Below are 23,834 nucleotides of genomic sequence, written 5' to 3'. Positions count from 1 at the left end.
GACCAGGCCCTCTGCATCCGGAGTTACTGAGCGTCTATGCCGCAATTTGATGACGACTGGCCGGGAAACCTCCGGTCGACGGAACTGTTTCCGAAGCTGGCGTCGGGAGTGCCCGGGGTTTTGTTCATCTATGAGCGCAGTGCTGACGGGCAACACCACCGGTACCCCTTTGTCAGCGAGCGTGTGCGGGAGCTGTTCGGGATAGATCCCGCAGATCTGCAGAAGGATGGCGAAAGGGTATTCTCTGTTATCCACCCGGAGGATGTAGCCGGTGTGGCCGCCAGTATTGCTGAGTCTGCCAGCAAGCTCACGCCGTGGCAGCATCAGGCCAGAATGCGCCTGGCCAGCGGAGACTACCATTGGTTTGAATCCGACTCGATTCCCGAGCTCCAGGCCGATGGCAGCATACTGTGGTTCGGCCAGTTCAATGACATCCAGCCGTTCAAGGATCTCGAGTTCTCCCTGCGGGAGAGTGAGGCCGAGTTTGCTTTTCAGGCGGGTTTCCAGAAGCTGATCGCACGATTGTCCTCGGATTTTATTACCCGCGGGTTTGGCAATATTGACGAGAGCATCAATCAGGTGCTGGAGGCTATCGGCGAGTTTTTTGGCGTAGACCGGGCTTACCTGTACCGTTTTTCAGAACAGCGTTCCGAAATGACCAATACCCATGAATGGTGTCGCAAGGGCGTTGAGCCGCTGATCGCCACCCAGCAGCAGGTGCCGATTGATACCTTCGCCTGGTGGCATAGCCAGATAGACCGGATGATCTGGGAAAACGGGGTTGTGTTTATCGAGGATGTGAATGCATTACCCGTGGAAGCGGGTCCGGAGAAAGCCCTGCTGATGGAACAGGGGGTCAGTTCCATGTTTTGTGTGCCGGTTCGTACCCGGGGAATCGTGTCCGGCTTTTTTGGCGTGGACTCTCTTAGCCAGAGGGTTTGGCGTACTGATCAGGCGGATCTGTTGATCATTGTCTCCGGGCTGCTTTCTGGCGCCCTGGAGCGTCACCGGCTGGAAGAGGAGTTGCTGAACCAGTCGATAAGGGATCCGTTGACCGGGCTTCACAACCGCCGCTATCTCCATCCCCGCCTGGATGAAATGATTGCCCTCTGGAACCGCGAACAGCAGTCATTCGCTCTGGCACTGTTCGATATTGACCACTTCAAAGTGGTCAACGACACCCTCGGCCACCTCGCCGGTGATTACGTGTTGAGGGAGTTTACCGGTATTCTGCTTGAGCACACCCGTGCCATGGATGTGGTGGCCCGCTTCGGAGGCGAGGAATTTGTCGTTGCCTTTTCGGCTACCGACAGTAAGGCCGCGGGGGCGATGGTGAACCGGATTATTACCAAGGTCCGGGGGTACGACTTTGTTTTTGAAGGGCAGAACATTTCCCTCACCGTCAGCGCTGGAGTTGCAGCGATCGGCGATAATGGTACTGCCGACCCGACATCGGAAACGTTGATAGGCGAGGCAGATAACCGCCTCTATCTTGCCAAAGAAGCGGGGCGTGATTGTTTCGCGAATGCATCAGGGCCATCGCGGCTATAACAAAAGATCATTTCCCTCTATATTTCATTTTAGTATATGCTTAGAACTAAATATGAATGACCCGGGAGATGAGTACCATGGCTAATCCACTCGTCCAGCACTTTTTCGACGAACCTACCAATACGTTCAGCTACGTGGTCAGTGACCCTGACAGCAATGCCTGCGCCATCATCGATTCTGTTCTCGATTTTGACTATGCCGCAGGCAGGACCGATGTGCGTTCTGCCAACGAGATCATTGACTATATCCGTGGAAAGAACCTCAAGGTGGAGTGGGTCATCGAAACCCATGTTCACGCCGATCACCTGTCTGCCGCACCCTACCTGCACACGGAGCTTGGCGGTAAAACCGGCATTGGTGCCCATATCGTTGAGGTACAGGAGATTTTCGGCAAGGCTTTCAATGCCGGTACCGAGTTCGCCCGGGATGGCAGCCAGTTTGATGCTCTGTTTGAAGAAGGTGATCGCTTCCGGATTGGAGGTCTGGAGGGCCGGGTGTTGCACACACCGGGTCATACTCCCGCCTGCCTGACGTACGTGATCGGTGACGCTGCCTTTGTCGGGGATACCCTGTTTATGCCGGATTACGGCACCGCACGCTGTGATTTTCCCGGTGGTGATGCCCGGACGCTGTATCAGTCAATCCAGAAAGTCCTGGCGTTGCCGCCAGAAACCCGCATTTTCCTTTGCCACGACTACCAGGCTCCGGGGCGTGAGGAATACCATCATATGACCACGGTGGCAGAGCAGCGCCAGGCCAACATTCATGTCCATGAAGGTATTTCCGAGGAAGATTTTGTGAAAATGCGGACTGAAAGAGACGCGACACTGGACATGCCCCGGCTGATTCTGCCTTCGGTGCAGGTCAATATGCGGGCAGGGCACATGCCACCAGCGGAAGATAACGGCCAGGTCTATTTGAAAGTGCCCCTCAACCTGTTCTGAGGCACGGATGAAACTGAAACAGTACCTGCCTTTTCTGGGTTGGTTGCCCGGCTATGGGCGCGAGCATGCGGTCAGTGATCTGGTAGCGGCCGTCATCGTCACCGTGATGCTGATCCCCCAGTCGCTGGCCTATGCCTTGCTGGCAGGGCTGCCCGCCCAGGTGGGTCTGTATGCCAGTATCCTGCCGCTGATGCTCTATGCCCTGTTCGGGACCAGTCGTACGCTGTCCGTTGGCCCGGTTGCCGTGATTGCCCTGATGACCGCCGCGGCGCTTGCTCCGATCGCCGATGCTGGCAGTCCGGAGTACGTCGCCGGTGCGGTGTTGCTGGGTGTGATGTCAGGGCTGATGCTGTTTGTGATGGGCGTGCTGAAGCTGGGGTTTCTCGCCAATTTTCTGAGCCACCCGGTGATTTCGGGGTTTATCACGGCGTCCGGGCTGGTGATCGCCGCCAGTCAGCTGAAACATATTCTGGGGATCGAGGCGTCGGGCCATAACCTTCTGGAGATCGGTTCGTCATTATTGGCCAATATAGGGAATACCCATCTGCCCACCGTATTGATGGGTATCGGCGCGCTGGTATTCCTCGTTCTGTCCCGCAAAAAACTCAACCCCCTGCTCAGACGTCTGGGCCTGGGGTCGCGAATGGCGGATATCCTCACCAAGACGGCACCTATTCTTGCAGTATTCGTGACCACCCTGCTGGCCTGGTGGCTGGGGCTGGATGCAAGGGGAATGAGCGTTGTTGGCGACATTCCCCGGGGGCTGCCGGAATTTACCCTGCCGCCGATGGAGCTGTCGCTCTGGAAACAGCTGGCGATGGGCGCGCTGCTGATCAGTGTTGTCGGGTTTGTTGAATCGGTGTCCGTCGGGCAGACACTGGCGGCCAAACGGCGCCAGCGTATTGATCCGGACCAGGAACTGATCGGCCTTGGTGCTGCAAACCTCGGGGCGGGTTTTTCAGGGGGCATGCCGGTAACGGGTGGCTTCTCCCGGTCGGTGGTGAACTTCGATGCCGGCGCCGAAACTCCGGCTGCAGGCCTGTTCACCGCCGTTGGTATCGCTCTTGCGACGCTGTTTCTGACACCCGCTATCGCCTATCTGCCGGTGGCCACCCTGGCTGCAACCATCATCGTGGCCGTGACCACCCTCATTGATCTGCCCGCACTGGCTCGAACCTGGCGCTATTCCCGGTCGGACTTCGGAGCCATGCTGGCCACCATCCTGCTGACGCTGCTGTACAGTGTGGAGGCCGGTATTGTCGCTGGCGTGGCTCTCTCTATCGGTCTGTTCCTGTACCGCACAAGCCGCCCACACAGCGCGGTGATTGGCCGTGTGCCGGGTACCGAGCATTTTCGCAACGTGCTGCGGCACCAGGTGGAACTGTGCCCGAAGGTGACCTTCCTGCGGGTGGATGAAAGCCTGTATTTTGCCAATGCCCGCTTTCTGGAAGAAACCGTGATGGACCTGGTGACCCGGCAACCGGAACTGCAGGACCTGGTGCTGGTATGCCCGGCAGTCAATCAGGTTGACGCGTCAGCTCTCGAAAGCCTTGAAGCGATCAACGAAAGGTTGACGGATGCCGGTGTTCGCCTGCATCTTTCAGACGTAAAAGGCCCTGTTATGGACCGACTTGGTGGCACCGAGCTGTTGGCGAACCTTGGGGGGCAGGTCTTTCTGAGTGCCTACGAGGCCTGGCAGGCACTGACCAGATCCTCTGCAGAGGCGGCTCGACGTTCTGAACCGGAGCATCGAAATCATGGGAATGACCGAGAACCTGCTCTCTGTCAGCCAACTGATCATCACGGGTCTGATATTCCTGGCGATTCTGGTTAACGCCGTGCGGGGCACAGACTGGGCGGCATTCCGCCGCGACCAGGCACTGCAACATTCCTTCTTCGGGGCGGCAGTGGTTCTAGGTTTTGTCTGGCATTTACGGGCGGGAATTTCTCCCGGGCTATCCATTCATGTGTTCGGCATCACTCTCATCACCCTGATGATGGGATGGCGGCTGGCGGTGTTGTCAGGATTGCTGGCGCTGGTGATTACCGTGATTACCGGGCAGGAGCCGCTGGTCGCCTTCGCCGCAAACGGGCTGGTGACGGTGATGGTGCCGGCCCTGGTCAGCAACGGCATCATGCTCTGGGAGCGAAGACGCAATTTCAGGAATTTTTTTGCCTACATCTTTTTCTGCGGTTTTTTTGGTGCTGGTATTTCTGTAGCCGTGGCAGGTGTGGTGATGTGTCTGATGCTGTGGTCTGCCGGGGTGTATACCTTTGGCGAGCTGATCTACGAGTATCTGACGTACCTGCCGTTGTTCATGATCCCGGAAGGCTTTGTGAACGGCGCCTTCGTCACCGGGTTGATGGTGTTCCACCCCGACCGGCTGACAACGCTGGATCAGAGCCGCTATCGCTGAGTGACAGATAGCCGGCTAGTTTCGCCAGCGGGAATGTTTCTGCAATTTTCGCTGCAGGGTGCGGCGATGCATGTTTAGGGCCCGGGCAGTGGCTGACACGTTGCCTTCGTTGTCGTTGAGTATCCGCTGAATGTGTTCCCATTCCATTTCTTCCACCGAGGGCGGCTCGTTGCGGAGATTCGGCGGGGCATCCAGCGGCTCGAAACCCGCAAGCAACTGATTGACCGTCACCGGTTTACACAGGTAGTTCACTGCGCCCCGCCTCATGGCCTCGACCGCTGTAGCGATGCTGCCGTAACCGGTCAGAACGAGGATCTCCAGATCCGGCCTTATCTCCAGAAGGTCCGGCAACAGCTGCAGGCCGCTTTCTCCGGCGAGGTTCAGATCCAGAACGCAGCGGTGAACGTCCCCGGTTGTCAGCGCCTCTCTGGCTTCCTGATGGCTCCTTGCGAGTCGCGATTCTATGCCCTGGCGGCTCAGCGAACGCTGAAGAACCTGCAGAAAGGCATCATCGTCATCAACAAGAAGCCACGTTCGGTATTCGCTCACGCGCCGCCCCCTTTTTGTCCGTTGTGACCGGTTGCCATCGGCAGGTCAATAATCATGGTGGTTCCCTGTGCAGTTACCCGGGCTTTCAGGGTTCCCCCGAGCCGCTGGATGGTTGCGTTGGACAGGAACAGGCCAACCCCCAGGCCATTTTCCGAGGTCACAACCTGTTCGCCCAGGGCGCCCTCAAGGGCTGACTCCAGCCCGTCACCACGGTCCTCCACAATCACCTCCAGCCGCCCCCCGCCTCCCTCGCGAGCGCTGATCGCGACCCAGGACGGGCTGGCGGTCACGGCGTTGGCGAGCAGGTTCAGGACGGCCTGATCAAGCGTGGCATCCACGGCCACCAGGCAGTCGGGAAACGGCTGTTGCCATTCAATGGTTGCGCCGGGCCAGAGCAGGGTGGCGGACTCCCGCAGCCGCATCATCCAGTCATGGGCAGTCAGGATCTCCAGTTGCGCGGTTCTTGCCTGCATCGCTGCCGAGGAAAGTTGTTGCAGGTGGCCGCTGCAGAGCCCCAGTTGCTGTTCCATCAGCGCCAGGTCATCCGCAATAAGGTCGTTGTCCGGCACTGCGGCCTTCATCTCATCCACCAGCAGAGTCATGGTGTTCAGCGGTGTACCCAGGCGGTGGGCTACGGCGGCAGCGGAAAGCCCCAGGGCAATGACCTGTTCATCCCGCAGACGGGTTTCCCGCACCTGTGCCAGCAGTGACTGTTGCTGTCGCAGGCGGCGGGCAAGTGCGCCAACAACGAGAAGCAGAATGGCGGCAGTAATGGCAAAGGTTACCCACATGCCCACCAGGTGCAACTGAGCCAGATTGGCGCTGTGGTGTTCGTGGGTAAGCGGCGTATGCCAGACCACCAGGGAGGTATAGACCGCCACACCGGCAACGGTTACCGCGATGCTATGGCTCAGTGGCACCAGAATAATGGCAACGGCAATGGGCAGCAGCAGTAGCGAAACGAGCGGGTTGGTATAACCGCCGGTGAAGTAAAGCCAGGCGCCGATCAGCAGCAGGTCGATGGTCAGAACCAGGCTGACCGTCGCCGTGAAACGAGGCGGCCGTCGGGTAAACCAGAGCCAGCCCAGCGTCGCCACAACGGCATAGACCAGGCACAGGATCAGGGCTTCGGTCCGGTGCGCCAGAGTTACCATGGCCTCCGCAACGCCGATTGCGATCAGCTGAAGCACGACAAGCGTCAGCCGCATCCCCAGCAGGTAGCGGGCGGACTGTTGAAAACCGGTCTGAGAGTGGGTGAGCCATTCCATGGACGGGATTCTAGCAGCAGACACCGGGAATCGGTGGGAAATTGGGTGCCTGATTGCCGGGGGTCAATCGGGGAAGTAACAGACCAGTTGCTGGCGGATAATATCGCCCTGCAATTGAAGTGGCCGGTGGCTGAAGTCATGAACCTCGACAGCGGTGGCGGGTGTGTGTGGTGGCTTTGCGGGAGCAGATGCGTCGGTCAGATGCTCCGGGAAATACCGGCAGTGGCTGTTTTCCGGAAACAGGGCGGCATAGGCAATGCCCGTTTCCACCAGGTCCTGGAAAAAGTGGGAGCCATAGGACAGGTCCGGCACCATGTGGCCCGCTTTTTCCGATACTTCAACCAGAGCGGCTACACCGGAAATATCTGAGAAGCGAACCGGCACGCCCAGCTCCGGGCTACTGGTGCCCCATCGGCCGGGACCGATCAGCAATGTCGGGGTGCTGGCGGATCGGACATACTCACCTACCAGCCGGGCGACCTCATAGCGCTGGCTGGTGTTGAGCTCCCCGTAAACGGTCGCATCCACCCGGATCACACGCTGTATGGACAGGTTGATGTTGCCGCCCATAAAGTGGCCTTCGGTGCGGAAAAGAAGTCTGTCCTGCGGCACGTTTTCCGGAAGTTTCACCGGCCCGGTCTCACCAATCGTGGCCAGGGGCCGGCATTGCACAAGGTTGAAGGACGGGTCGCCCTCGTCGTCGAGGTGCAGGGTGAATTCCACATCCACGGGGTGCCGGTAGCCGGTCTCAAGTGTTTGCAACAGGTTGGACAGCCTTGAAATGAAGGGACCCCGTTGCACAAGCGGCCGGAAAGTCAGGCGCCAGACAGGGCCCTTCAGCCCGATCTGTTCGGCACGGGTGGTGGCCGCCCGGTCCACTTCCGCGAGGTGTGCCATGGGCAGATCGGTTGCGGTTTCCAGCAGCTGGCTCAGGGGCCGGGTATCCAGCGTGCCATCCTGCAGGTCCAGCAGGTCTACCAGATGCTGGGAGTCACGGTAGGATTCGTCCTGGTTGCGGAAGGGTTGCCGGGTAGGCTGGTCCAGGGCCATGACACAGGCGTGGTCACCTTCGATCCGGTCCACTGCCCGCGTGCCAAGCCCCATGACCATTCGCACCATGCCGGCTTTGGGGTCCATCGTATGGTCCCAGGCGAAGGTGTTGCGAGATACGCCCACGCCTGCCGCATCCGGCAGGTAGTAACGGCCATGAAAGCGGCCGTTGACCCGCTGGATCAGCAGGGCCATGGGCTCTTCCCGATGATCCAGCCCCCGTTGTCTGCGGTAGCGCAGGGCATCTTCACTCATGGAGGAGGCATAGACCTTGCGAATGGCATCTTCGAGAGCCGCCAGGCGTTGGTCAGGGGCGCCCTGGTTGACCAGGAACACGCTCTCGTACTTTCCGGCAAAGGCATTGCCGAAACCGTCTTCCTGCAGGCTTGATGAACGTACCAGGATGGGGTACTGGCCATAATGGTCCAGCAGCCGTTCCAGTTCGCTACGGATTTCATCGGGGAACTGGCCGGCCAATATGCCCTCTCTCAGGGCTGGTGCCTCGGTCAGGTAGCCCGCTTCCGACCGCTGGCGCATGGTCGCGGGCCACAGCCCGTTGTGCACCAGAAAGGCGTAGTAAGCGTCGGTGCCGAGATAACTGGAATCATGGGGCTCCAGATGCTGCTGCCACTGTTCCGGCGCCTCCTTCAGCAGAATGTTCCGGGCCAGCAGCATCCCGGTGGCCTTGCCGCCGATGTAGCCGCTACCCACCAGTCGGGCGCGGATACTGAGCAGATCTTCCAGCGACAGGTAGCGCCGCGCCAGTTCCAGTATCTGCGGATCCCTGCTGATCATTACCTGCAGTACCTGCTCCTGTAAGTCGGCAATGCAGCCTTCATCCTGTTCGGAGATCGCCCGACTGGCTTCCTGGAACAGGCGGTCCCAGTAGTCCAGCAGCGGCTGGCGGTGCGGGTGTTCCAGTTCCAGGCTGGCCTGTAGCCGGGTCGCATCGCTGCTGTCGGTAATCGGCTGGAACTGCCCATCCCGTTCCCGGTGGGGCAGGAACATGGTGGGGGATTGCCGGCGCCAGGCCTTGATGGGGTGAATCTGCACGTTGTCACCGTGGCGGTGCACGTCGATCATCACCTGGGTAGTCTCGCGGATGCGATCCAGGGTCATGCGGGAGTGCCGGTCCGGATGCAGCGCAAACCAGGCCACGGTGTCCAGTTTAAACAAGAACGGGCATACCACCCGGAAGAAGTTGCCCACCATGGCGTCGGTGGCCCAGGCGTTGAGCAGTTCGCTGAGGCTGTCGCATACGTAAAAGGCGCCCCGCCCGTGCTGCTCGATCAGGTGCCAGACTCTGCTGGTAAAGCTTTCGAAGCCACCCAGCGCATCAATCTCGATGGTGCGAACAGCGGGGTGTTTCTCAATGATGGGCGGGTGTTCGCCAAAGCGGAGATATAGGATCTGCCGGCCGGAATTGGCGGCGGCATCCAGGAAAGGAAGTACGAACCGGCGATAGTCATTGAGGTCAGAGACCCGCCAGACCACGTTGTCGCCGATGCGTAAGCCATCAAGAACCTCATCCAGCCCGGTCAGGCCGGTGGATACCCGGTCTGCGGACTGGAGAGGCTCGCCGCTGCTCATGGCCGGATCAGATAACGCCCATTGCGTTCATTGCTCTGGCAACCCTGAGGAACCCGGCAACGTTGGCGCCCAGTACGTAGTTGCCTTCGGAGCCGAACTCGGCGGCGGTTTCATAACAGTTCTTGTGGATATCAATCATGATTTCCTCAAGCCGCCTCTGGGTATGATCAAACGTCCAGCGGTCGCGGCTGGCGTTCTGTTGCATTTCCAGCGCGGAGGTGGCAACACCACCCGCGTTGGCAGCCTTGCCCGGGCCATAGGCCAGTCTGGCATTCTGGAAGATATCAATGCCTTCTGGCGTGGTTGGCATGTTGGCGCCTTCAGCGACAGCAATACAGCCGTTTTCAACGAGAGTCTTGGCGTCGTTGCCATTGAGCTCGTTCTGGGTGGCGCAGGGAAGAGCCACATCGCAGGGAACGGTCCAGATATTGCCGCCTGCCACATATTTCGCATCCTTGTGGAATTCAGTGTAGGTGCTGATGCGACGGCGTTCCACTTCCTTGATGCGCCGGAGAGTCTGCAAGTCGATGCCTTTCTCGTGCACGATCATGCCGCCGGAGTCAGAGCAGGCGATCACCTTGGCGCCCAGTTCGTGAGCCTTTTCGATGGCATAGATGGCGACGTTACCGGAGCCGGAAACGACCACGGTCTTGCCGTCGAGGGAATCGCCCCGGGCCTTGAGCATTTCATGGGTGAAGAAAACGGTGCCGTACCCGGTGGCTTCGGTGCGTGCGCAGCTACCGCCCCATTCCAGTCCTTTGCCGGTCAGCACGCCCGACTCGTAACGGTTGGTGATGCGCTTGTACTGGCCGAACAGGTAACCGATCTCGCGGCCGCCTACGCCGATGTCGCCGGCCGGAACATCGGTGTATTCGCCCAGGTGGCGATAGAGTTCCGTCATCAGGCTCTGGCAGAAACGCATGATCTCGTCATCAGACCGGCCCTTGGGGTCGAAGTCGCTGCCGCCTTTGCCTCCGCCGATGGGCAGGCCGGTGAGGGCGTTCTTGAAAATCTGCTCGAAGCCCAGGAATTTTATGATGCCCAGGTAAACGGACGGGTGGAAACGCATGCCACCTTTGTAGGGTCCCAGAGCGCTGTTGAATTCGACGCGAAAGGCGCGGTTGATATGGATCTCGCCGCTGTCGTCCTGCCAGGGCACCCGGAAAATAATCTGGCGTTCGGGTTCGCAGATGCGCTGGATAATCTTCTTGTCAGCAAACTCGGGGTACTTCACCAGAACAGGGCCAAGAGTCTCAAGAACTTCATGGACAGCCTGGTGGAATTCGCTTTCGCCGTGGTTGCGGTGCAGCACGTCCTGGAAGATGGGTTCCAGCTTTTCATCAAGTTTTGCAGTCATATGGGTTAAGCCCTCGGGATACGCGTTATTGAGCGCCGTAAGACGGCGGCTGCACAAGAAAAAGGGTATTGATTGCACCACAAGGGTGCGTATTTTGGCAAGCGGCCTGGATATTTAGATGTACCTGAAATACTCCTAAATGGGTGCGACATTGTGTCTCAAGCCATGATCGGCCCGGCCCCTTACACTTCCGCCTATCCAGAACATCTGTCTAGCGACTCGTACATCAATAAGGACCCCCTCCTAATGGTAATCAGACACCTGGCTCGTTGTATCGGCCTGAGCCTGGCCGGTTGTGCCATCATCCCGTTGGTTCAGGCAGAAACCGAATCAGCGGACCAGCTGTTGATCCGGGTTACTGAGGGCCGTTCGGCGGAAATGGCCCGGTTGAACGAGGCGGCGGTGTCGCCCGAGCCTGTGGAGCGCCTCTCCGCTGACCCTTCGGTGTCTCTCTCCCGCATGGGTGGCCGGGGCCTGGATCCGGTGGTCCGAGGCCAGGGCCGGGAGAGTGTGGATGTGCTTCTGGATGGCATACGGGTGGAAGGGGCCTGCCCCAATCGCATGGACCCGCCAACCAGTCGCCTGAGTGCAGCGCTGGCGCCATTACTGGAGGTCCGTACCAGCAATCAGACCCTGCGCTGGGGCCCCATTACTGGTGGGCAGGTGATCGCAACCACCGCCGAGCCATCTTTCAATGGCACCGCTATAACGGGCCACCTGACTGTGGGCGGCTCAGACAACGGCAATGGCAAACTGATCAACGGCAGTGCCGCTGTTGGCAACAAGAGTGCGTGGCTAAGGCTGGCGGGCGGTTACGACGAGGCCGACGATTATGAGGATGGCGACGGCAATGAGGTTCGCACTGCTTACAAAAACGCTGAAGCTCGGGTTGATGCGGCGTGGAAAGCGGACAACGGTTTCTATATCGAGGGGCTGGTGAGTCGTCAGGAGGAGCGGGACGTGAAATACGCCGGTTCCGGCATGGACGCGCCGAAAACGGATACAGACATCCTGCGCCTGGAACTGGGCGCACCGGTGGGCAACGGGGACTGGAACCTGCTCGCCTGGCAGGCAGATGTGGATCACATCATGGACAACTTCAGTCTCCGTGACGCCACCATGAAAATGCTCACTGCTTCCGAGACTGAAACCCGAGGCCTGCGGCTGACCCTGGACCAGAGCCCCGATGCCAGAACCGACTGGGCCATTGGTGCGGATGTTGAAACCAACAACTGGTACGCGGAGCGTTTCGGCGGCGCCAGTCTTGTCAGCCTTACCTCGGTTCTCTGGCCCGATGTGGACCGGGACCGGTTCGGAGTCTTTGCCGAACGATTTTACCGCGTAACACCTGCGTTCAGGTTCGGCGGGGGTGTCCGGTATGATCGTGTCGAAATGTCCGCTGCTGCCTCTGGCAAGGTTTTCGGCAGCGGCATGATGGCCATGTCAGCGGCGGATGCCTACCGGAGTATCTACGGCACCACCAGCATCGACGTTGCCGATGATAATGTCAGTGGTTTTATCAGCAGTGACTGGCGTTTCTCACCCATCCAGTCGATGGTGGTTACGGCGAGCCATAGTGTGCGGAGCCCCGGCGTGACGGAGCGTTATATTGCCAGCTGGAACAACATGGACCCTTCCCGGCGCTGGGTTGGCAATCCCGCTCTGGATACCGAGAAGCACCACAAACTTGAACTGGCTTTGCCGGGCCGGAGCAACGGCTGGCACTGGCGCCCTGCGGTGTGGGTGGATCAGGTCGATGATTTTGTCCTTCGCACCCGCAACCAGGATCAGGTCAGCGTCTACCGCAACATTGATGCCCGCCTGCTGGGTGTGGAGGCACAGTTGGGCTGGAGCAATGGCTCCTGGAGCGCCAACAGCAGCCTGGCGTCCGTCCGCGGTGAAAACCGGGACGACAACAAGTCTCTGCCACAGATTCCGCCGGTGCAGTTCATCCAGACCCTCGTCTGGCAGCATAGGGGCCATGCTGTTGAGGCGGAGTGGGTGCTGGCCCGCCGCCAGGACCGCATTGATCCCCAGTCCGGCCAGGACGCCGGCACCTCCCCCGGCTACGGCGTTTTCAACCTCTCCGGCAGCCACCCGCTGGTGGACTACCTCAGCGTTAGCTGGGCGGTGGATAACCTGTTCGATAACACCTGGGCGCCCCATGTCAGCCGGGCCAATACCGATCCATTCAATCCGGAAGCCGTAAGGGTGAATGAGCCTGGCAGAACCCTTCGTGCCGCACTGACGGCCAGGTGGTAAGTCCTCAAATGGCGGTTACCCGCTTCTCATAGCGGGCGGGTAACATTGTGCCCCGGGTGGAACCAACTCCTTCACCCGGGGCTTTTTTGTCCAGGCTCAATGTAAGACTCTTGCCTACCTGTTAGACTTTGATTAATTAACGGAATAACCTTATAACCTTGCTGAGAGGTTGACATGCGTCATCCTGGTCGCCTTTTTATCACTCTGCTGCTCATGGTGCCTGCACTGGCAGCTTCGCAACCTGCCTTTGAGGCCGTCGAGCGCCGTTCCTTTCATGAAACCATTCACCTGGACGGCGTTATCGAAGCGGTCCAGCAGAGCACCGTCTCGGCCCAGACCAGTGGCACAGTCCAGCGCCTGCCATTCGATGTCGATGACTCGGTTGCCGCCGGGGATGTGATCGTCCAACTGGAAGACAGTGAGCAGCGTTCCCGCTTGCGCCAGGCCCAGGCCGGGCTGGAAGAGGCGGAAGCGGCGCTCACGGATGCGCGGCAACAATTCGATCGCATTGAAGCTGTTCATGAGAGGGGGCTGGTGTCCCGCCAGGAATTTGATCAGGCCCGCAACAATCTGGCCGCCGCCCGGGCCAGGGTGGAGCGTGCCAGCGCAGCGGTTTCCGAGGCACAGGAGCAGCTGTCCTATACCCGGGTGGTGGCGCCCTATGGCGGCATCCTCACCGAACGTCATGTGGAGCTGGGCGAGTCCGTAAATCCTGGTCAACCGCTGCTCAGCGGGCTGTCCCTGGAACAGCTCCGGGTCGTGGTTGAGTTGCCACAGAAGTATGCGGAACTGGCACGCACCGAGCGCCAGGCCTTGGTTACCCTCACAGACGGCCGGGTGTTGGAAACCGGCGACATGACGTTCTACCCCTATGCCAATCCGCAAACCCATACGTTTCGGCTGCGGATGCGTTTGAACGAGCCCAACGGTTCCCTGTTTCCCGGCATGCTGGTGAAAGTCGGCGTACCGGTTGCCAGTCGCGAGGCCCTGTGGGTGCCGGCCAGCAGCCTGATCCATCGCAGCGAACTCAGGGCGGTGTTTGTGCTGGATGATCAGGATCGACCACGGCTGCGCCAGGTGCGTACCGGGGTGAGGGACAACGGCCGGCTTGAGATTCTGGCAGGGCTCAGTGAGGGCGAGCGGGTTGTGACCAACCCCTCCGGGCTGGTTGGCAGTGAACGACTGAATCTTGCCACCGAGCCGGGCGGGGAGGCGACTCCGTGAGCCGGGAACTGCCGCCCGTTGGGCCATCCGGTGCCATTGCCCGGGTTTTCCAGAACAACCACCTCACCCCGTTGCTTGCCATTCTGGCCATTATTCTGGGCATTCTCGCCGTGGTGGTCACCCCGAAAGAGGAAGAACCCCAGATTGACGTCACCATGGCCGACATCATGGTGGCGTTTCCCGGGGCCAGCACCCGCGAGGTGGAAAGCGCCATAGCCACGCCCGCCGAACAGGTAATGAGCGAGATCCAGGGCGTGGAGCATGTCTATTCGGTGTCGCGACAGGGCCAGGCGGTCATCACCGTTCAGTTCGAAGTGGGCATTCCGCGCCAGGAAGCGCTGGTGCGGTTGTACAACCAGGTCTATTCCAACCAGGACTGGTTGCCAGCCAACCTGGGTGCGACCCAGCCGGTCATCAAACCCAAGGGGATTGATGATGTTCCGGTGATGACCCTGACGCTCTACGATCCGGTCAACGGACACACCGGTGAGGAGCTTACCCGCCTGGCTCATATGCTGGAAGTGGCGCTGAAGCGGGTTCCGGGTACGCGGGATGTTTACACGACCGGGGGTATTCCTGACCGGGTCGATATCCGTTTTGACCCGGCGTTGCTGGCCGGCTTCAACCTGACCATCGACGATTTGCGTAACGCGCTGGCCGCTGCCAACACCAGCAGTCAGGAGGCCCGGATTACCCGGGATAACCTGTCCATTCCGGTTCAGGCCGGCACCCTGCTGAAATCGGTAGAGGATGTTCGTCGCCTGGTGGTGGGCATGCACAATGGCTCGGCGGTGTACCTGGAGGATGTAGCTGACATCAGCCGCGGCGGTACCGTGGCCGACCAGAGCGTGATGACCGGCTTCGGGCCGGCACACGAGGCCGGGGAAGCAGGCCAGCCCGGCGACGTGTATCCCGCAGTCACCCTGGCTATCGCCAAGAAACCCGGTGAAAACGCCGTCAATATCACTACCGCCATTGAAGAACGGTTGGAGCGGTTGCGCAATCGGGCCTTGCCAGTGGGTGTGGAAGTGCTGGTTACCCGTGACTACGGCGCCACAGCCTCCCAGAAAGCCCGCAAGCTGATTACCGATCTTATTTCCGCCACCCTGTGCGTGGTGCTGCTGGTATTGGTAGCCATGGGCTGGCGCCAGGCCCTCATTGTGGGTCTGGCCGTTCTGATTACCCTGTTGCTGACCCTGGTGTTTTCCTGGGCCTGGGGTTTTACCCTCAACCGGGTATCGCTGTTTGCGCTGATTTTCTCCATCGGCATATTGGTGGATGACGGCATCGTGATCACCGAGAACATCAACCGCCGGATCCAGAACTCCCGGTGGCCGGTGAAGGACATCATTCCGGTGGCGGTAGACGAGGTCGGAACGCCCACCATTATGGCGAGCCTGACCATCATGGCAGCGCTGATTCCAATGGCCTTTGTCAGTGGTCTGATGGGGCCCTACATGAGCCCGATTCCGATCAATGCCTCGGCGGGTATGGTGCTGTCCCAGATTGTGGCTTTTGTCGTCGCGCCCTGGCTGGCATTCCGGTTGCTGAAACACAAGAAGGGTGAGCTGGCCGCAGAAGCGGATGAGGCGTCCAGTTCTGCCGATGGTGTCAGCCCGCTGTCTCTGCGCATCTTCCGCACGGTGCTGGACCCGTTCCTCGGTGATCATCCCTGGCGCCGTCGCCTGCTCGGGCTGGGCGTGGTCGGACTGACCATTGCGGCTGCGTCATTGCCGGTGTTCCTGGCGGTTATTCTGAAAATGCTGCCATTCGACAACAAGTCCGAGCTGCAGGTGGTCGTGGACATGCCGGAGCGCACGCCGATGGAGCAGACCCAGCGGGTGCTGATGGAAATGGGCAGCTACCTGGAAACGGTCGGGGAAGTGGCCAACTGGCAGACTTACGCCGGCACAGCATCCCCCATCAATTTTAACGGCCTGGTACGCCAGTATTATCTGCGCAGCGACCCCTATCAGGGGGACATCCAGATCAATCTGAGCCACGAGGACAACCGGGACCGCCAATCCCATGACATCGCCCAGTCCTTGCGGGCGCCGCTTACGGAGATTGGTGACAGGTACGGTGCCAGCGTGAAGATTGTGGAGGTGCCGCCGGGGCCGCCGGTGTTGTCTCCGGTGGTGGCCGAGATCTACGCCGTGGATGAATCCCGACGGGCAGAGCTGGCGCGCCTGGTGGCAGAGGGTATGACAGAGATTGACGGGCTGGTGGATATAGACACCACCCTGGAGGCGCCGACGAAGCAGTGGGAAGTCGTGGTGGACCGGGATCGCGCAGCACGGCTCGGGGTATCGCAGGCCCAGGTGGTCGGTGCCTTGCAGACGGCCCTCGGCGGAACCAGCGTCAGCTTCCTGCACGATGACCACGCCAAGTATCCCGTGCCCATCCGGGTCATTCTGGGGGAAGGGGATAAGGCTCAGCCCTCGGTGCTGCTGTCGCTGAATGTGCGCAGTCGTGCCGGTAACCTGGTCCCGCTGGCAAGTATCGCCGAGGTTCGGGAAGCGGACTGGATGGGGGCCATCTATCACAAGGATTTGCTGCCGGTGACCTACGTCACGGCGGACATGGCGGGAGAGACCGATTCACCCTTGTACGGCATGTTTGCCATGGTGGACCGCCTGAAGCAGCAGGAGGGTGCCCCGGAGCAGTACTTTATCGATCAACCACCGCTGCCGGAAAAGGGCACCCTGAAATGGGACGGCGAGTGGCAGATTACCTACGAAACCTTCCGGGACATGGGTGCCGCCTACAGTGTGGGCATATTCATGATTTTCGTGCTGCTGGTGGCGCAGTTCCGGTCCTACATTCTGCCGCTGGTGATCATGGCGCCCATCCCGCTGACGCTGATCGGGATCATGCCCGGCCATGCCTTGCTGGGGCGTGAGTTCACCGCAACCAGCATGATTGGAATGATCGCCCTCGCCGGCATCATCGTGCGCAATTCCATCCTGCTGGTGGTGTTTATCCGCCAGCTGATTGAGGAGGGCGTGGAGCTGGACGAGGCCGTGGTACTGGCCGGGGCGGTGCGCATCAAACCCATTGCTCTGACCGCCATTTCAGCGATGGTGGGAGCCTACTTCATCCTCAACGATCCGATATTCAATGGACTGGCGATATCCCTGATTTTTGGTCTCGCCATGTCCACCTTGCTGACGGTCGTTGTGGTGCCATTGCTTTACTACACTCTGGCCCGTTGTCGTTGGGTCTGATCAGGTCCGGGCTGTGGCGGTTGATGGGGAAAGCGCGGGGATTATCCGGTTACGCCCGTCCTCTTTGGCCTTGTAAAGGCGGATATCTGCCTCGCGGACCAGCTCCCGCAGGGTGTCGCCATCGGTGCCAAGTTCTGCAACGCCGCCGCTGAGCGTCACTCGAATCACATTGTTGGCGACGGTCAGGGGGGTGGACGCAACGGCTATGCGGATTTTTTCAGCTACTTCCATAGCCTGCCGGCTGTTGGTGTTGCTGAGCAGAATGCCGAATTCCTCGCCCCCCAGGCGTGCGGCCACATCGGTGGCGCGCAGGCATTGCCGGAAAATACGCGCAACGTGTTGCAGCGTCAGGTCACCGGTTTCGTGGCCATGGTTGTCGTTAACATCTTTGAAGTGATCCAGATCGAGAATCAGGACAGACACCGGAGAGCTGTATCGTCGCGCCCGTTGTTTCTCCTGCTCAAAAACATCGTTGAGCCGGGCCCGGTTGGCAAGACCGGTTAGCGGGTCAGTCTGGGCGAGTTTCATGAGCTGGCGTTCGGAGGTTTCACGGGTAACTTCGTATACGTGTGAAAACACCAGAATACACAGGGAGATAACCGCGATGTTGGTAATCGGAAGAGCCTGCATCATGTCGGGCTGATCCAGATGCCTGTACACGAAAATCACTGCGGCTATTCCCATGTAGAAAACGGAAACGGCGAGCCCGAGACGACGTCCCATCAGCAGGTGCGAGATAATTGGTATCAGCAGCACCCAGGCGTGGACAGCAGAAGTGGCCCGCGGGGTCGCCATTGCGAACACCAATGCGGTGAAAAATGGAATCAGATAGGCGATGATCCAGCGTTCCAGATGCCGGGTGTTGCGGATCGCCCGATAAACAACAATGGAATAGATGCCCATTGCGATTTCCACAAAGGCCAGCGGATAACTGCCTTTCAGGAGATTCATCGACGAGAACAGTGTCGCGCCAATGACGCACAGCACCAGCAATGCCTTCAGTACCGCCTTGCGGTAAGGCCGCGCCAGTTCTTTCAGGGGGTCTTTGTAGCTGTCCATGCGCGAGATCTGTAGCGGCCGGGAAGGGGCTGATTCCGATCCCTGGAATGTGTAGATAAAGTGAGCATAACTCAGAAGTGTGAATTAGATCAGATTTCCGACAAAAAGTGATGATGCCCGAGACTAAAGTCTAAGTGTTCCTGACAAAGATCCCACATGCGCTATATTGACGCACCATGCCGGATCCGGATCCAAAACCGGGTTGGGGCTGTATAGTAAGTAGCCTGATTTCTTCGAGGCTTACACACCGTGATTGGCCAGAGAACCATGAAAAAACGCTTTATTCCCCTGCTCATACTTGCCATCGGTATTGCCGGCTTCGTTCTGCTGAAAGTTACCCGGCCAGAGCCGGAAACGGCCAGCGCCCGGGAGCGTAGCTGGCTGGTTGAAGTGATGACCGTGGAGCCCGGTACCCACACACCCGTGCTGCCCCTCTATGGTCAGCTTATGGCGCCGGAACAGGTAACCATTGTCGCGCCCCTGGCAGGGCGAATTGGAAGCCGGCCGGTGCGGGAGGGGCAGCGCGTGACCAAGGGCGAGCTTCTGGTCGCTCTGGATGAAGCGGATGTCAGGCCGCTGGTTGCTCAGGCAGAGGCGGATGTAAAAGATCTCCAGGCCCAACTGGCCTCGGAACAGGTGCGTCATGCCAATGACCGCGAGGCGCTGGAGGGAGAAAAAGCCATTCTGAGCAACGCCAAACGCCAGTTTGAGCGAACACAGTCCCTGGTCAGCCGCAACCTGTCCTCTCAGGAAGACCTGGATGCCGCCTCGGATGCCCTGGCACGGGCCCGCCTCACGGTTACCGCCCGGCAGCGGGCAGTAGACGAACACCCCTCCCGGCTGCAAAGTCTGGAAGCCAGGCTTGCCCGGGCCCAGGCAGCATTGGCTTCCGCGCGCCGGGACGCCGGGAGAGCGACAGTGACTGCTCCTTTCGACGGTATTGTGACGGATATTCAGGTGGCCGAGGGTGACCGGATTTCGCAAAACGCCCGGCTGCTTTCCGTCTACCCGGACCAGGGGCTGGAGCTGAGGGCCAGGGTGCCGGATGTCTTCCGGCAGGAGTTGCTGGATGCCCTGGACGCCGGTGAGGAACTGCAGGCGGAAACCGAAAATGGCCGGCACCGTTTTGTCCTGTCCCGCTTCGCCGGTACCAGTGATCCTGCGGGCACCGAGGCGATACTGATATTGAGCGGCGAGGCCGGTGGCCTGCGTCCGGGTGGGTTGCTCCCGGTTACGCTGGAACGGCCGCCGAGGCAAGACGCCATTGCCATCCCCTACAGTGCCCTCTATGGCAGTGACAGCGTGTACCGGATGACCAATGACTCCCGTATGCAGCGTGTCACGGTGAAACGCCTGGGGGAGGCCAGAGGTTCGAACGGCGAGCGCTATGTGCTGGTGTCGGCTGAGGGGCTGGACGCCGGCGACTCCCTGATTACCACCCATCTTCCCAATGCCATGACGGGCCTGAAAGTGGAGCTTGCGGGCGGCGCGCAGGAGGCGGGCGAATGAGGCGCCGCCGCGGTGTGATCGGTTTCTTTGTTCACCACCGGGTCGCGGCCAACCTGGTCATGCTGGTGATGCTGCTTGGGGGCACCCTGGCGCTGAGCCGGATGAACATCCAGTTCTTTCCCAATTTTGCCCTCGATATTGTCAGTGTGCGGGTGGTGTGGAGTGGTGCCTCCGCCGAGGACGTCGAGCAGGGCATCACCAATCCCCTGGAACAGCGCTTACGCAGTGTTCAGGGTCTGAAGAAAATGACCTCCACCTCCGCCCAGGGGGTGTCATCCATCACTCTGGAATTTACCGAGAACACCAACCCCATCCAGGCCCTGGATGACGTTCGCCAGCAAGTGGATGAGTTCACTAACCTGCCTGCTGAAGCGGAAGAGCCCCAGGTAACCCGCTTTGAACGATACGAACCTGTTGGCCGGTTGCTGGTGTACGGTGATATGGACCGGACGGAGCTACGTCAGCTGGCCTATCGATATGAAGATGAGCTGCTGTCAGGGGGTATCGACCGGGTATCCATTCGCGGCCTGCCGGAGCAACAGATCAGCATTGATGTGCCGGTGGAGCGCCTGGAAGCCCTGGGCCTGTCCCTGGACCAGATTGCCGAGCGTGTAGGATCCATCTCCCGGGATCTGCCTGCCGGCATGATGGGGCAGCAGGACGCCACTCGGGAGCTGCGGTCGGTAGAGCAGCGCCGCAGCCCCCAGGCCTTTGAAACCATACCGGTGCTCAGTGGTGAGCGTATTCAGCTGCGTCTCGGTGATATTGCCATTATTCGCCAGGAAGCACGGGAGAGTCAGGTGAACCTGACCCGGGATGGGCACCCGGCGGTGGAACTCCAGCTTCAGCGTGCCGAGGATGGCAACTCCCTGGAAGCGGCCGGCGTACTGGAGGCGTGGCTGGCAGATACCCGGCCGGTGCTGCCGCCCTCTGTTGAACTGGAGGTCTATGACGAGACCTGGCAGTTACTGGATGACCGCATTTCCCTGTTGATCAAGAACGGCATGGGCGGCCTGGTGCTGGTCATTATCCTGCTCTACCTGTTCCTGCCGGGCCGGGTAGCCCTGTGGGTGGCCATTGGTATTCCCACCGCCTTTCTGGCGGCATTGGCCGTGCTCTGGGGTATTGGCGGCTCCATCAACATGATTTCCCTGTTCGCGCTGATCATGGCGCTGGGGGTAATTGTGGACGATGCCATTGTGGTGGGGGAGGACGCCGACGCCCACGCCCGCATGGGGGAAGAGTCCATCTATGCCTCCGAAGGGGCCGCCAAACGCATGGTGTGGCCGGTTCTGGCGTCATCGCTCACCACCGTGGCTGCCTTCATGCCGTTGCTGGTGGTGGGGGGTGTGATCGGCAATATCCTCGGGGATATACCCCTGGTGATGATCTGCGTGCTGATTGCCTCGTTGCTGGAGTGCTTTATCGTGTTGCCGGCTCATCTGCGCCATGCCTTTATTCCCGGCAAACGCAAGCAGACGCAAGCCGGCCCGGTGGAGCGTGTGCGCAAACGGTTTGAGTCAGGCTTTGATCGTTTCCGTGAGGGGCCTTTCCGCCAGGTGTCCCGCTACACACTGCAGCATCGTGGCCTTACCCTGGCTTCTGCCCTGGCGGTGGCCCTGCTGACAGTGGGGCTGCTGGTAGGCGGCCGGCTCGGATTCAACTTCTTCCCGACACCGGAACCGTCGGTGCTCTACGCCAATGCCAGCTTCGTGGCCGGCACCAACCGCGAAACCGTGGACGATTTCGTCGCCAGGATGCAACAGGCCCTGAACGAAACCGAAGAGGCACTGGGGGGCGACCTGATCCTGCACGCTGTCGCCAATCACGGCACCAGCCAGGGTGCTGAGGGCACCACACGGACCGGGGACGAGCTGGGCTCCATCATGGTGGAACTGGTGCCATCGGACCGCCGCACGATTCGTAACCCGGAATTCATTACTGCCTGGCGGGACCGGCTGAACCGGCCCGCCGGCCTGGACAATCTCACCATCTCCGAGCGCCAGTCAGGTCCGCCAGGCAAGGATGTGAACGTGCGGCTGACGGGAGAGAACGCCATCGACCTCAAGAAGGCGGCTGAAACCCTCAATGAGTCCCTGCGTACCCTGCCCGGTGTGCTGGATACCGAAGACGACATGCCCTGGGGTCGGGAGCAGCTTATCTATCAGGTCAGTGCCCACGGTGAGGCGCTGGGCCTGACCACAAATGATCTGGGGCGCCAGCTGCGGGCGGCGTTCGACGGCCGTATTGCTCAGATCTACCAGGATGGGCGGGACGAAGTGGAGGTGCGGGTACAGTTACCTCGCGAGCAGCGGGAAAGCATGGCAACCCTTGCACAGCTGACCGTGCGGATACCGGACGGGCGATTTGTGCCACTGGCACAGGTTATGAATCTGGACCATCGCCAGGGTTTCCAGGCACTGCGGCACGCGGAGGGGGAATTGTCGGTGGAGGTCACCGCCTCCCTGAACACCCGCATCAGTACCTCAGACCAGATCATCGCCAGTCTGGAGGAAAATGTACTGCCGTCCCTCGCCAGCCAGTACAACCTGCGATACAGCTTCGAGGGCCGGGCGGCCGACCAGCGTGAAACCATGGACGACATGAAAACCGGGCTGATTATCGGCCTGGGGCTGATGTATGTGGTTCTGGCCTGGGTGTTCGCGTCCTGGAGCATGCCATTGATCGTAATGGCCATTATTCCTTTTGCCCTGGTCGGGGCGCTGATCGGCCACTGGTTAATGGGGCTGCAGCTCACCATTCTTTCCCTGTTCGGGCTGTTTGGCCTGTCCGGCATTGTGGTGAATAACGCCATTATTCTCGTGGCCTTCTACAACCAGCAGCGGACGAAAGGGCTGAGCATTACCGATGCCCTGAACGAAGCGGCAGTACAGCGTGTGCGCGCGGTATTGCTGACCTCACTCACCACCATTGGTGGCCTGCTGCCCCTGCTGTTCGAAACCTCCCTGCAGGCCCAGTTCCTGATTCCCATGGCCACTTCCATTGCCTTCGGCCTGGGGCTGTCTACGCTGCTGGTTCTGGCGGTGATTCCGGCGTTACTGTCCTACCTTGAGCAGTTTCGAGAGTGGCGGGCCTACCGCCGGGGTGAGGAGCCCGAACCCACTATCCAGCGGAGCGTGTGATGTCGAACCCGGTACTGGCCGTTGAAGGGTTGAGCAAAGGGTTTACCAGCGGTGAGCAACGGGTGGCCGTGCTGAGTGACCTGTCGCTGAGTGTCTGCCCGGGTGAGTCCCTGGCGGTTATCGGGCGCTCCGGGTCTGGCAAGAGCACCCTGTTGAACCTGTTGTGCGGTCTGGAAATACCGGATGAGGGAACCATCACGGTTGCAGGAGAATGCTTTGACGGGGCTGGCAGCAGCGATGCCGATGCACGCTGGGCGGAACTGCGGCGACGCTCCATTGGCGTGGTTTTCCAGGACGCCAACCTGATGCCGGCGCTGTCGCTGTTGGAGAATGTTCGACTGCGGGGGCATCTGGCCGGCCAGGCCGCGGGTGGCGAGCGCGGCTGGTTGGAACGTCTGGGCGTGGGGGCAGAAGCCGACCGCTATCCCGATAAGGTCTCCGGTGGTCAGGTCCAGCGTGCGGCACTGGCCATGGTGTTCGCCATGACGCCGGCTCTGATACTGGCGGATGAGCCCACTGGCAGTCTCGACCGCCATACCGCCGATGACGTCGCCGACTGTCTGTTTGACATGCAGCGGACGACGGACTGCGCTTTGGTACTTGCCACCCATGACAGTGAACTGGCTGCCCGCTGTGATCATCTGCTCGACCTGAGCGCTCTCGACCCGATGGGGCGTGAGTAGT

General features: G+C 60.2%; 15 protein-coding genes. 10 read left to right on the top strand and 5 right to left on the bottom strand.

Annotated elements, in window-relative coordinates; genetic code table 11:
• Positions 1–36 precede the first annotated feature (36 nt).
• From QPL94_RS01200 to QPL94_RS01185, 4 genes are all read left to right on the top strand, one after another.
• A complete protein-coding gene (locus QPL94_RS01200; protein ID WP_285354976.1) occupies positions 37–1,551 on the top strand; it encodes a sensor domain-containing diguanylate cyclase in 1,515 nt (504 codons plus the stop codon).
• Between the two features lie 77 nt (positions 1,552–1,628).
• Positions 1,629–2,495, top strand: coding sequence for an MBL fold metallo-hydrolase (locus QPL94_RS01195; RefSeq protein ID WP_285354975.1), 867 nt, complete (start codon positions 1,629–1,631; stop codon positions 2,493–2,495).
• Positions 2,496–2,502: 7 nt separating this feature from the next.
• Positions 2,503–4,329, top strand: a complete 1,827-nt coding sequence (locus tag QPL94_RS01190) for a SulP family inorganic anion transporter (protein WP_285354974.1) — start codon at positions 2,503–2,505, stop codon at positions 4,327–4,329.
• Positions 4,253–4,912, top strand: a complete 660-nt coding sequence (locus tag QPL94_RS01185; protein ID WP_285354973.1) for an energy-coupling factor ABC transporter permease — start codon at positions 4,253–4,255, stop codon at positions 4,910–4,912. Before QPL94_RS01190 ends, QPL94_RS01185 begins: the two co-directional genes overlap by 77 nt.
• Positions 4,913–4,927: 15 nt before the next feature.
• Here QPL94_RS01185 and QPL94_RS01180 read toward each other — a convergent pair whose 3' ends face one another.
• From QPL94_RS01180 to gdhA, 4 genes are all read right to left on the bottom strand, one after another.
• On the bottom strand, positions 4,928–5,461 hold the full coding sequence (locus QPL94_RS01180; RefSeq protein WP_285354972.1) for a response regulator transcription factor: 534 nt from the start codon (positions 5,459–5,461) through the stop codon (positions 4,928–4,930).
• Complete coding sequence (locus QPL94_RS01175; protein WP_285354971.1) at positions 5,458–6,729, bottom strand: sensor histidine kinase; 1,272 nt, start codon at positions 6,727–6,729, stop codon at positions 5,458–5,460. Before QPL94_RS01175 ends, QPL94_RS01180 begins: the two co-directional genes overlap by 4 nt.
• 63 nt (positions 6,730–6,792) lie before the next feature.
• Positions 6,793–9,369, bottom strand: a complete 2,577-nt coding sequence (locus QPL94_RS01170; protein ID WP_285354970.1) for a PEP/pyruvate-binding domain-containing protein — start codon at positions 9,367–9,369, stop codon at positions 6,793–6,795.
• Between the two features lie 7 nt (positions 9,370–9,376).
• Positions 9,377–10,726: an NADP-specific glutamate dehydrogenase gene (gene gdhA, locus QPL94_RS01165; protein ID WP_285354969.1), complete on the bottom strand. Its 1,350-nt coding sequence runs from the start codon at positions 10,724–10,726 to the stop codon at positions 9,377–9,379.
• A 246-nt stretch (positions 10,727–10,972) separates the two neighbouring features.
• Between gdhA and QPL94_RS01160 the strand changes: the two genes are divergently transcribed.
• The 3 genes from QPL94_RS01160 (at position 10,973) to QPL94_RS01150 (ending at position 17,439) form a co-directional block, all read left to right on the top strand.
• Positions 10,973–12,988, top strand: a complete 2,016-nt coding sequence (locus QPL94_RS01160) for a TonB-dependent receptor domain-containing protein (RefSeq protein ID WP_285354968.1) — start codon at positions 10,973–10,975, stop codon at positions 12,986–12,988.
• A gap of 174 nt (positions 12,989–13,162) precedes the next feature.
• Positions 13,163–14,212, top strand: a complete 1,050-nt coding sequence (locus tag QPL94_RS01155; RefSeq protein ID WP_285354967.1) for an efflux RND transporter periplasmic adaptor subunit — start codon at positions 13,163–13,165, stop codon at positions 14,210–14,212.
• Positions 14,209–17,439: an efflux RND transporter permease subunit gene (locus tag QPL94_RS01150; protein ID WP_285354965.1), complete on the top strand. Its 3,231-nt coding sequence runs from the start codon at positions 14,209–14,211 to the stop codon at positions 17,437–17,439. Before QPL94_RS01155 ends, QPL94_RS01150 begins: the two co-directional genes overlap by 4 nt.
• On the opposite strand, the gene QPL94_RS01145 is transcribed toward QPL94_RS01150, so the two are convergent.
• Complete coding sequence (locus QPL94_RS01145) at positions 17,440–18,498, bottom strand: GGDEF domain-containing protein (protein ID WP_285354963.1); 1,059 nt, start codon at positions 18,496–18,498, stop codon at positions 17,440–17,442.
• 267 nt (positions 18,499–18,765) lie between these two features.
• Here QPL94_RS01145 and QPL94_RS01140 point away from each other — a divergent pair, with 267 nt between their 5' ends.
• Genes QPL94_RS01140 through QPL94_RS01130 form a run of 3 tightly spaced genes read left to right on the top strand, consistent with a single transcriptional unit; the run spans position 18,766 to position 23,833 of the window.
• Positions 18,766–20,007, top strand: coding sequence for an efflux RND transporter periplasmic adaptor subunit (locus tag QPL94_RS01140; RefSeq protein ID WP_285354962.1), 1,242 nt, complete (start codon positions 18,766–18,768; stop codon positions 20,005–20,007).
• Positions 20,004–23,150: an efflux RND transporter permease subunit gene (locus tag QPL94_RS01135; protein ID WP_285354961.1), complete on the top strand. Its 3,147-nt coding sequence runs from the start codon at positions 20,004–20,006 to the stop codon at positions 23,148–23,150. Before QPL94_RS01140 ends, QPL94_RS01135 begins: the two co-directional genes overlap by 4 nt.
• Complete coding sequence (locus tag QPL94_RS01130; protein WP_285354960.1) at positions 23,150–23,833, top strand: ABC transporter ATP-binding protein; 684 nt, start codon at positions 23,150–23,152, stop codon at positions 23,831–23,833. The genes QPL94_RS01135 and QPL94_RS01130 overlap by 1 nt, the downstream gene beginning before the upstream one ends.
• Position 23,834 lies beyond the last annotated feature (1 nt).

It is taken from the genome of Marinobacter sp. SS13-12 (assembly GCF_030227115.1).
Taxonomy (GTDB): Bacteria; Pseudomonadota; Gammaproteobacteria; order Pseudomonadales; family Oleiphilaceae; genus Marinobacter.
This window is presented reverse-complemented; position numbering and strand designations above follow the sequence as displayed.

What these genes read in the sequence shown, in the direction of transcription:
- QPL94_RS01200 (WP_285354976.1), top strand. Translation starts at nt 37, where the DNA reads ATGCCGCAATTTGATGACGACTGGCCGGGAAACCTCCGGTCGACGGAA.
- QPL94_RS01195 (WP_285354975.1), top strand. Translation starts at nt 1,629, where the DNA reads ATGGCTAATCCACTCGTCCAGCACTTTTTCGACGAACCTACCAATACG.
- QPL94_RS01190 (WP_285354974.1), top strand. Translation starts at nt 2,503, where the DNA reads ATGAAACTGAAACAGTACCTGCCTTTTCTGGGTTGGTTGCCCGGCTAT.
- QPL94_RS01185 (WP_285354973.1), top strand. Translation starts at nt 4,253, where the DNA reads ATGGGAATGACCGAGAACCTGCTCTCTGTCAGCCAACTGATCATCACG.
- QPL94_RS01175 (WP_285354971.1), bottom strand. Translation starts at nt 6,729, where the DNA reads ATGGAATGGCTCACCCACTCTCAGACCGGTTTTCAACAGTCCGCCCGC.
- QPL94_RS01170 (WP_285354970.1), bottom strand. Translation starts at nt 9,369, where the DNA reads ATGAGCAGCGGCGAGCCTCTCCAGTCCGCAGACCGGGTATCCACCGGC.
- gdhA (WP_285354969.1), bottom strand. Translation starts at nt 10,726, where the DNA reads ATGACTGCAAAACTTGATGAAAAGCTGGAACCCATCTTCCAGGACGTG.
- QPL94_RS01160 (WP_285354968.1), top strand. Translation starts at nt 10,973, where the DNA reads ATGGTAATCAGACACCTGGCTCGTTGTATCGGCCTGAGCCTGGCCGGT.
- QPL94_RS01155 (WP_285354967.1), top strand. Translation starts at nt 13,163, where the DNA reads ATGCGTCATCCTGGTCGCCTTTTTATCACTCTGCTGCTCATGGTGCCT.
- QPL94_RS01145 (WP_285354963.1), bottom strand. Translation starts at nt 18,498, where the DNA reads ATGGACAGCTACAAAGACCCCCTGAAAGAACTGGCGCGGCCTTACCGC.
- QPL94_RS01140 (WP_285354962.1), top strand. Translation starts at nt 18,766, where the DNA reads ATGAAAAAACGCTTTATTCCCCTGCTCATACTTGCCATCGGTATTGCC.
- QPL94_RS01135 (WP_285354961.1), top strand. Translation starts at nt 20,004, where the DNA reads ATGAGGCGCCGCCGCGGTGTGATCGGTTTCTTTGTTCACCACCGGGTC.
- QPL94_RS01130 (WP_285354960.1), top strand. Translation starts at nt 23,150, where the DNA reads ATGTCGAACCCGGTACTGGCCGTTGAAGGGTTGAGCAAAGGGTTTACC.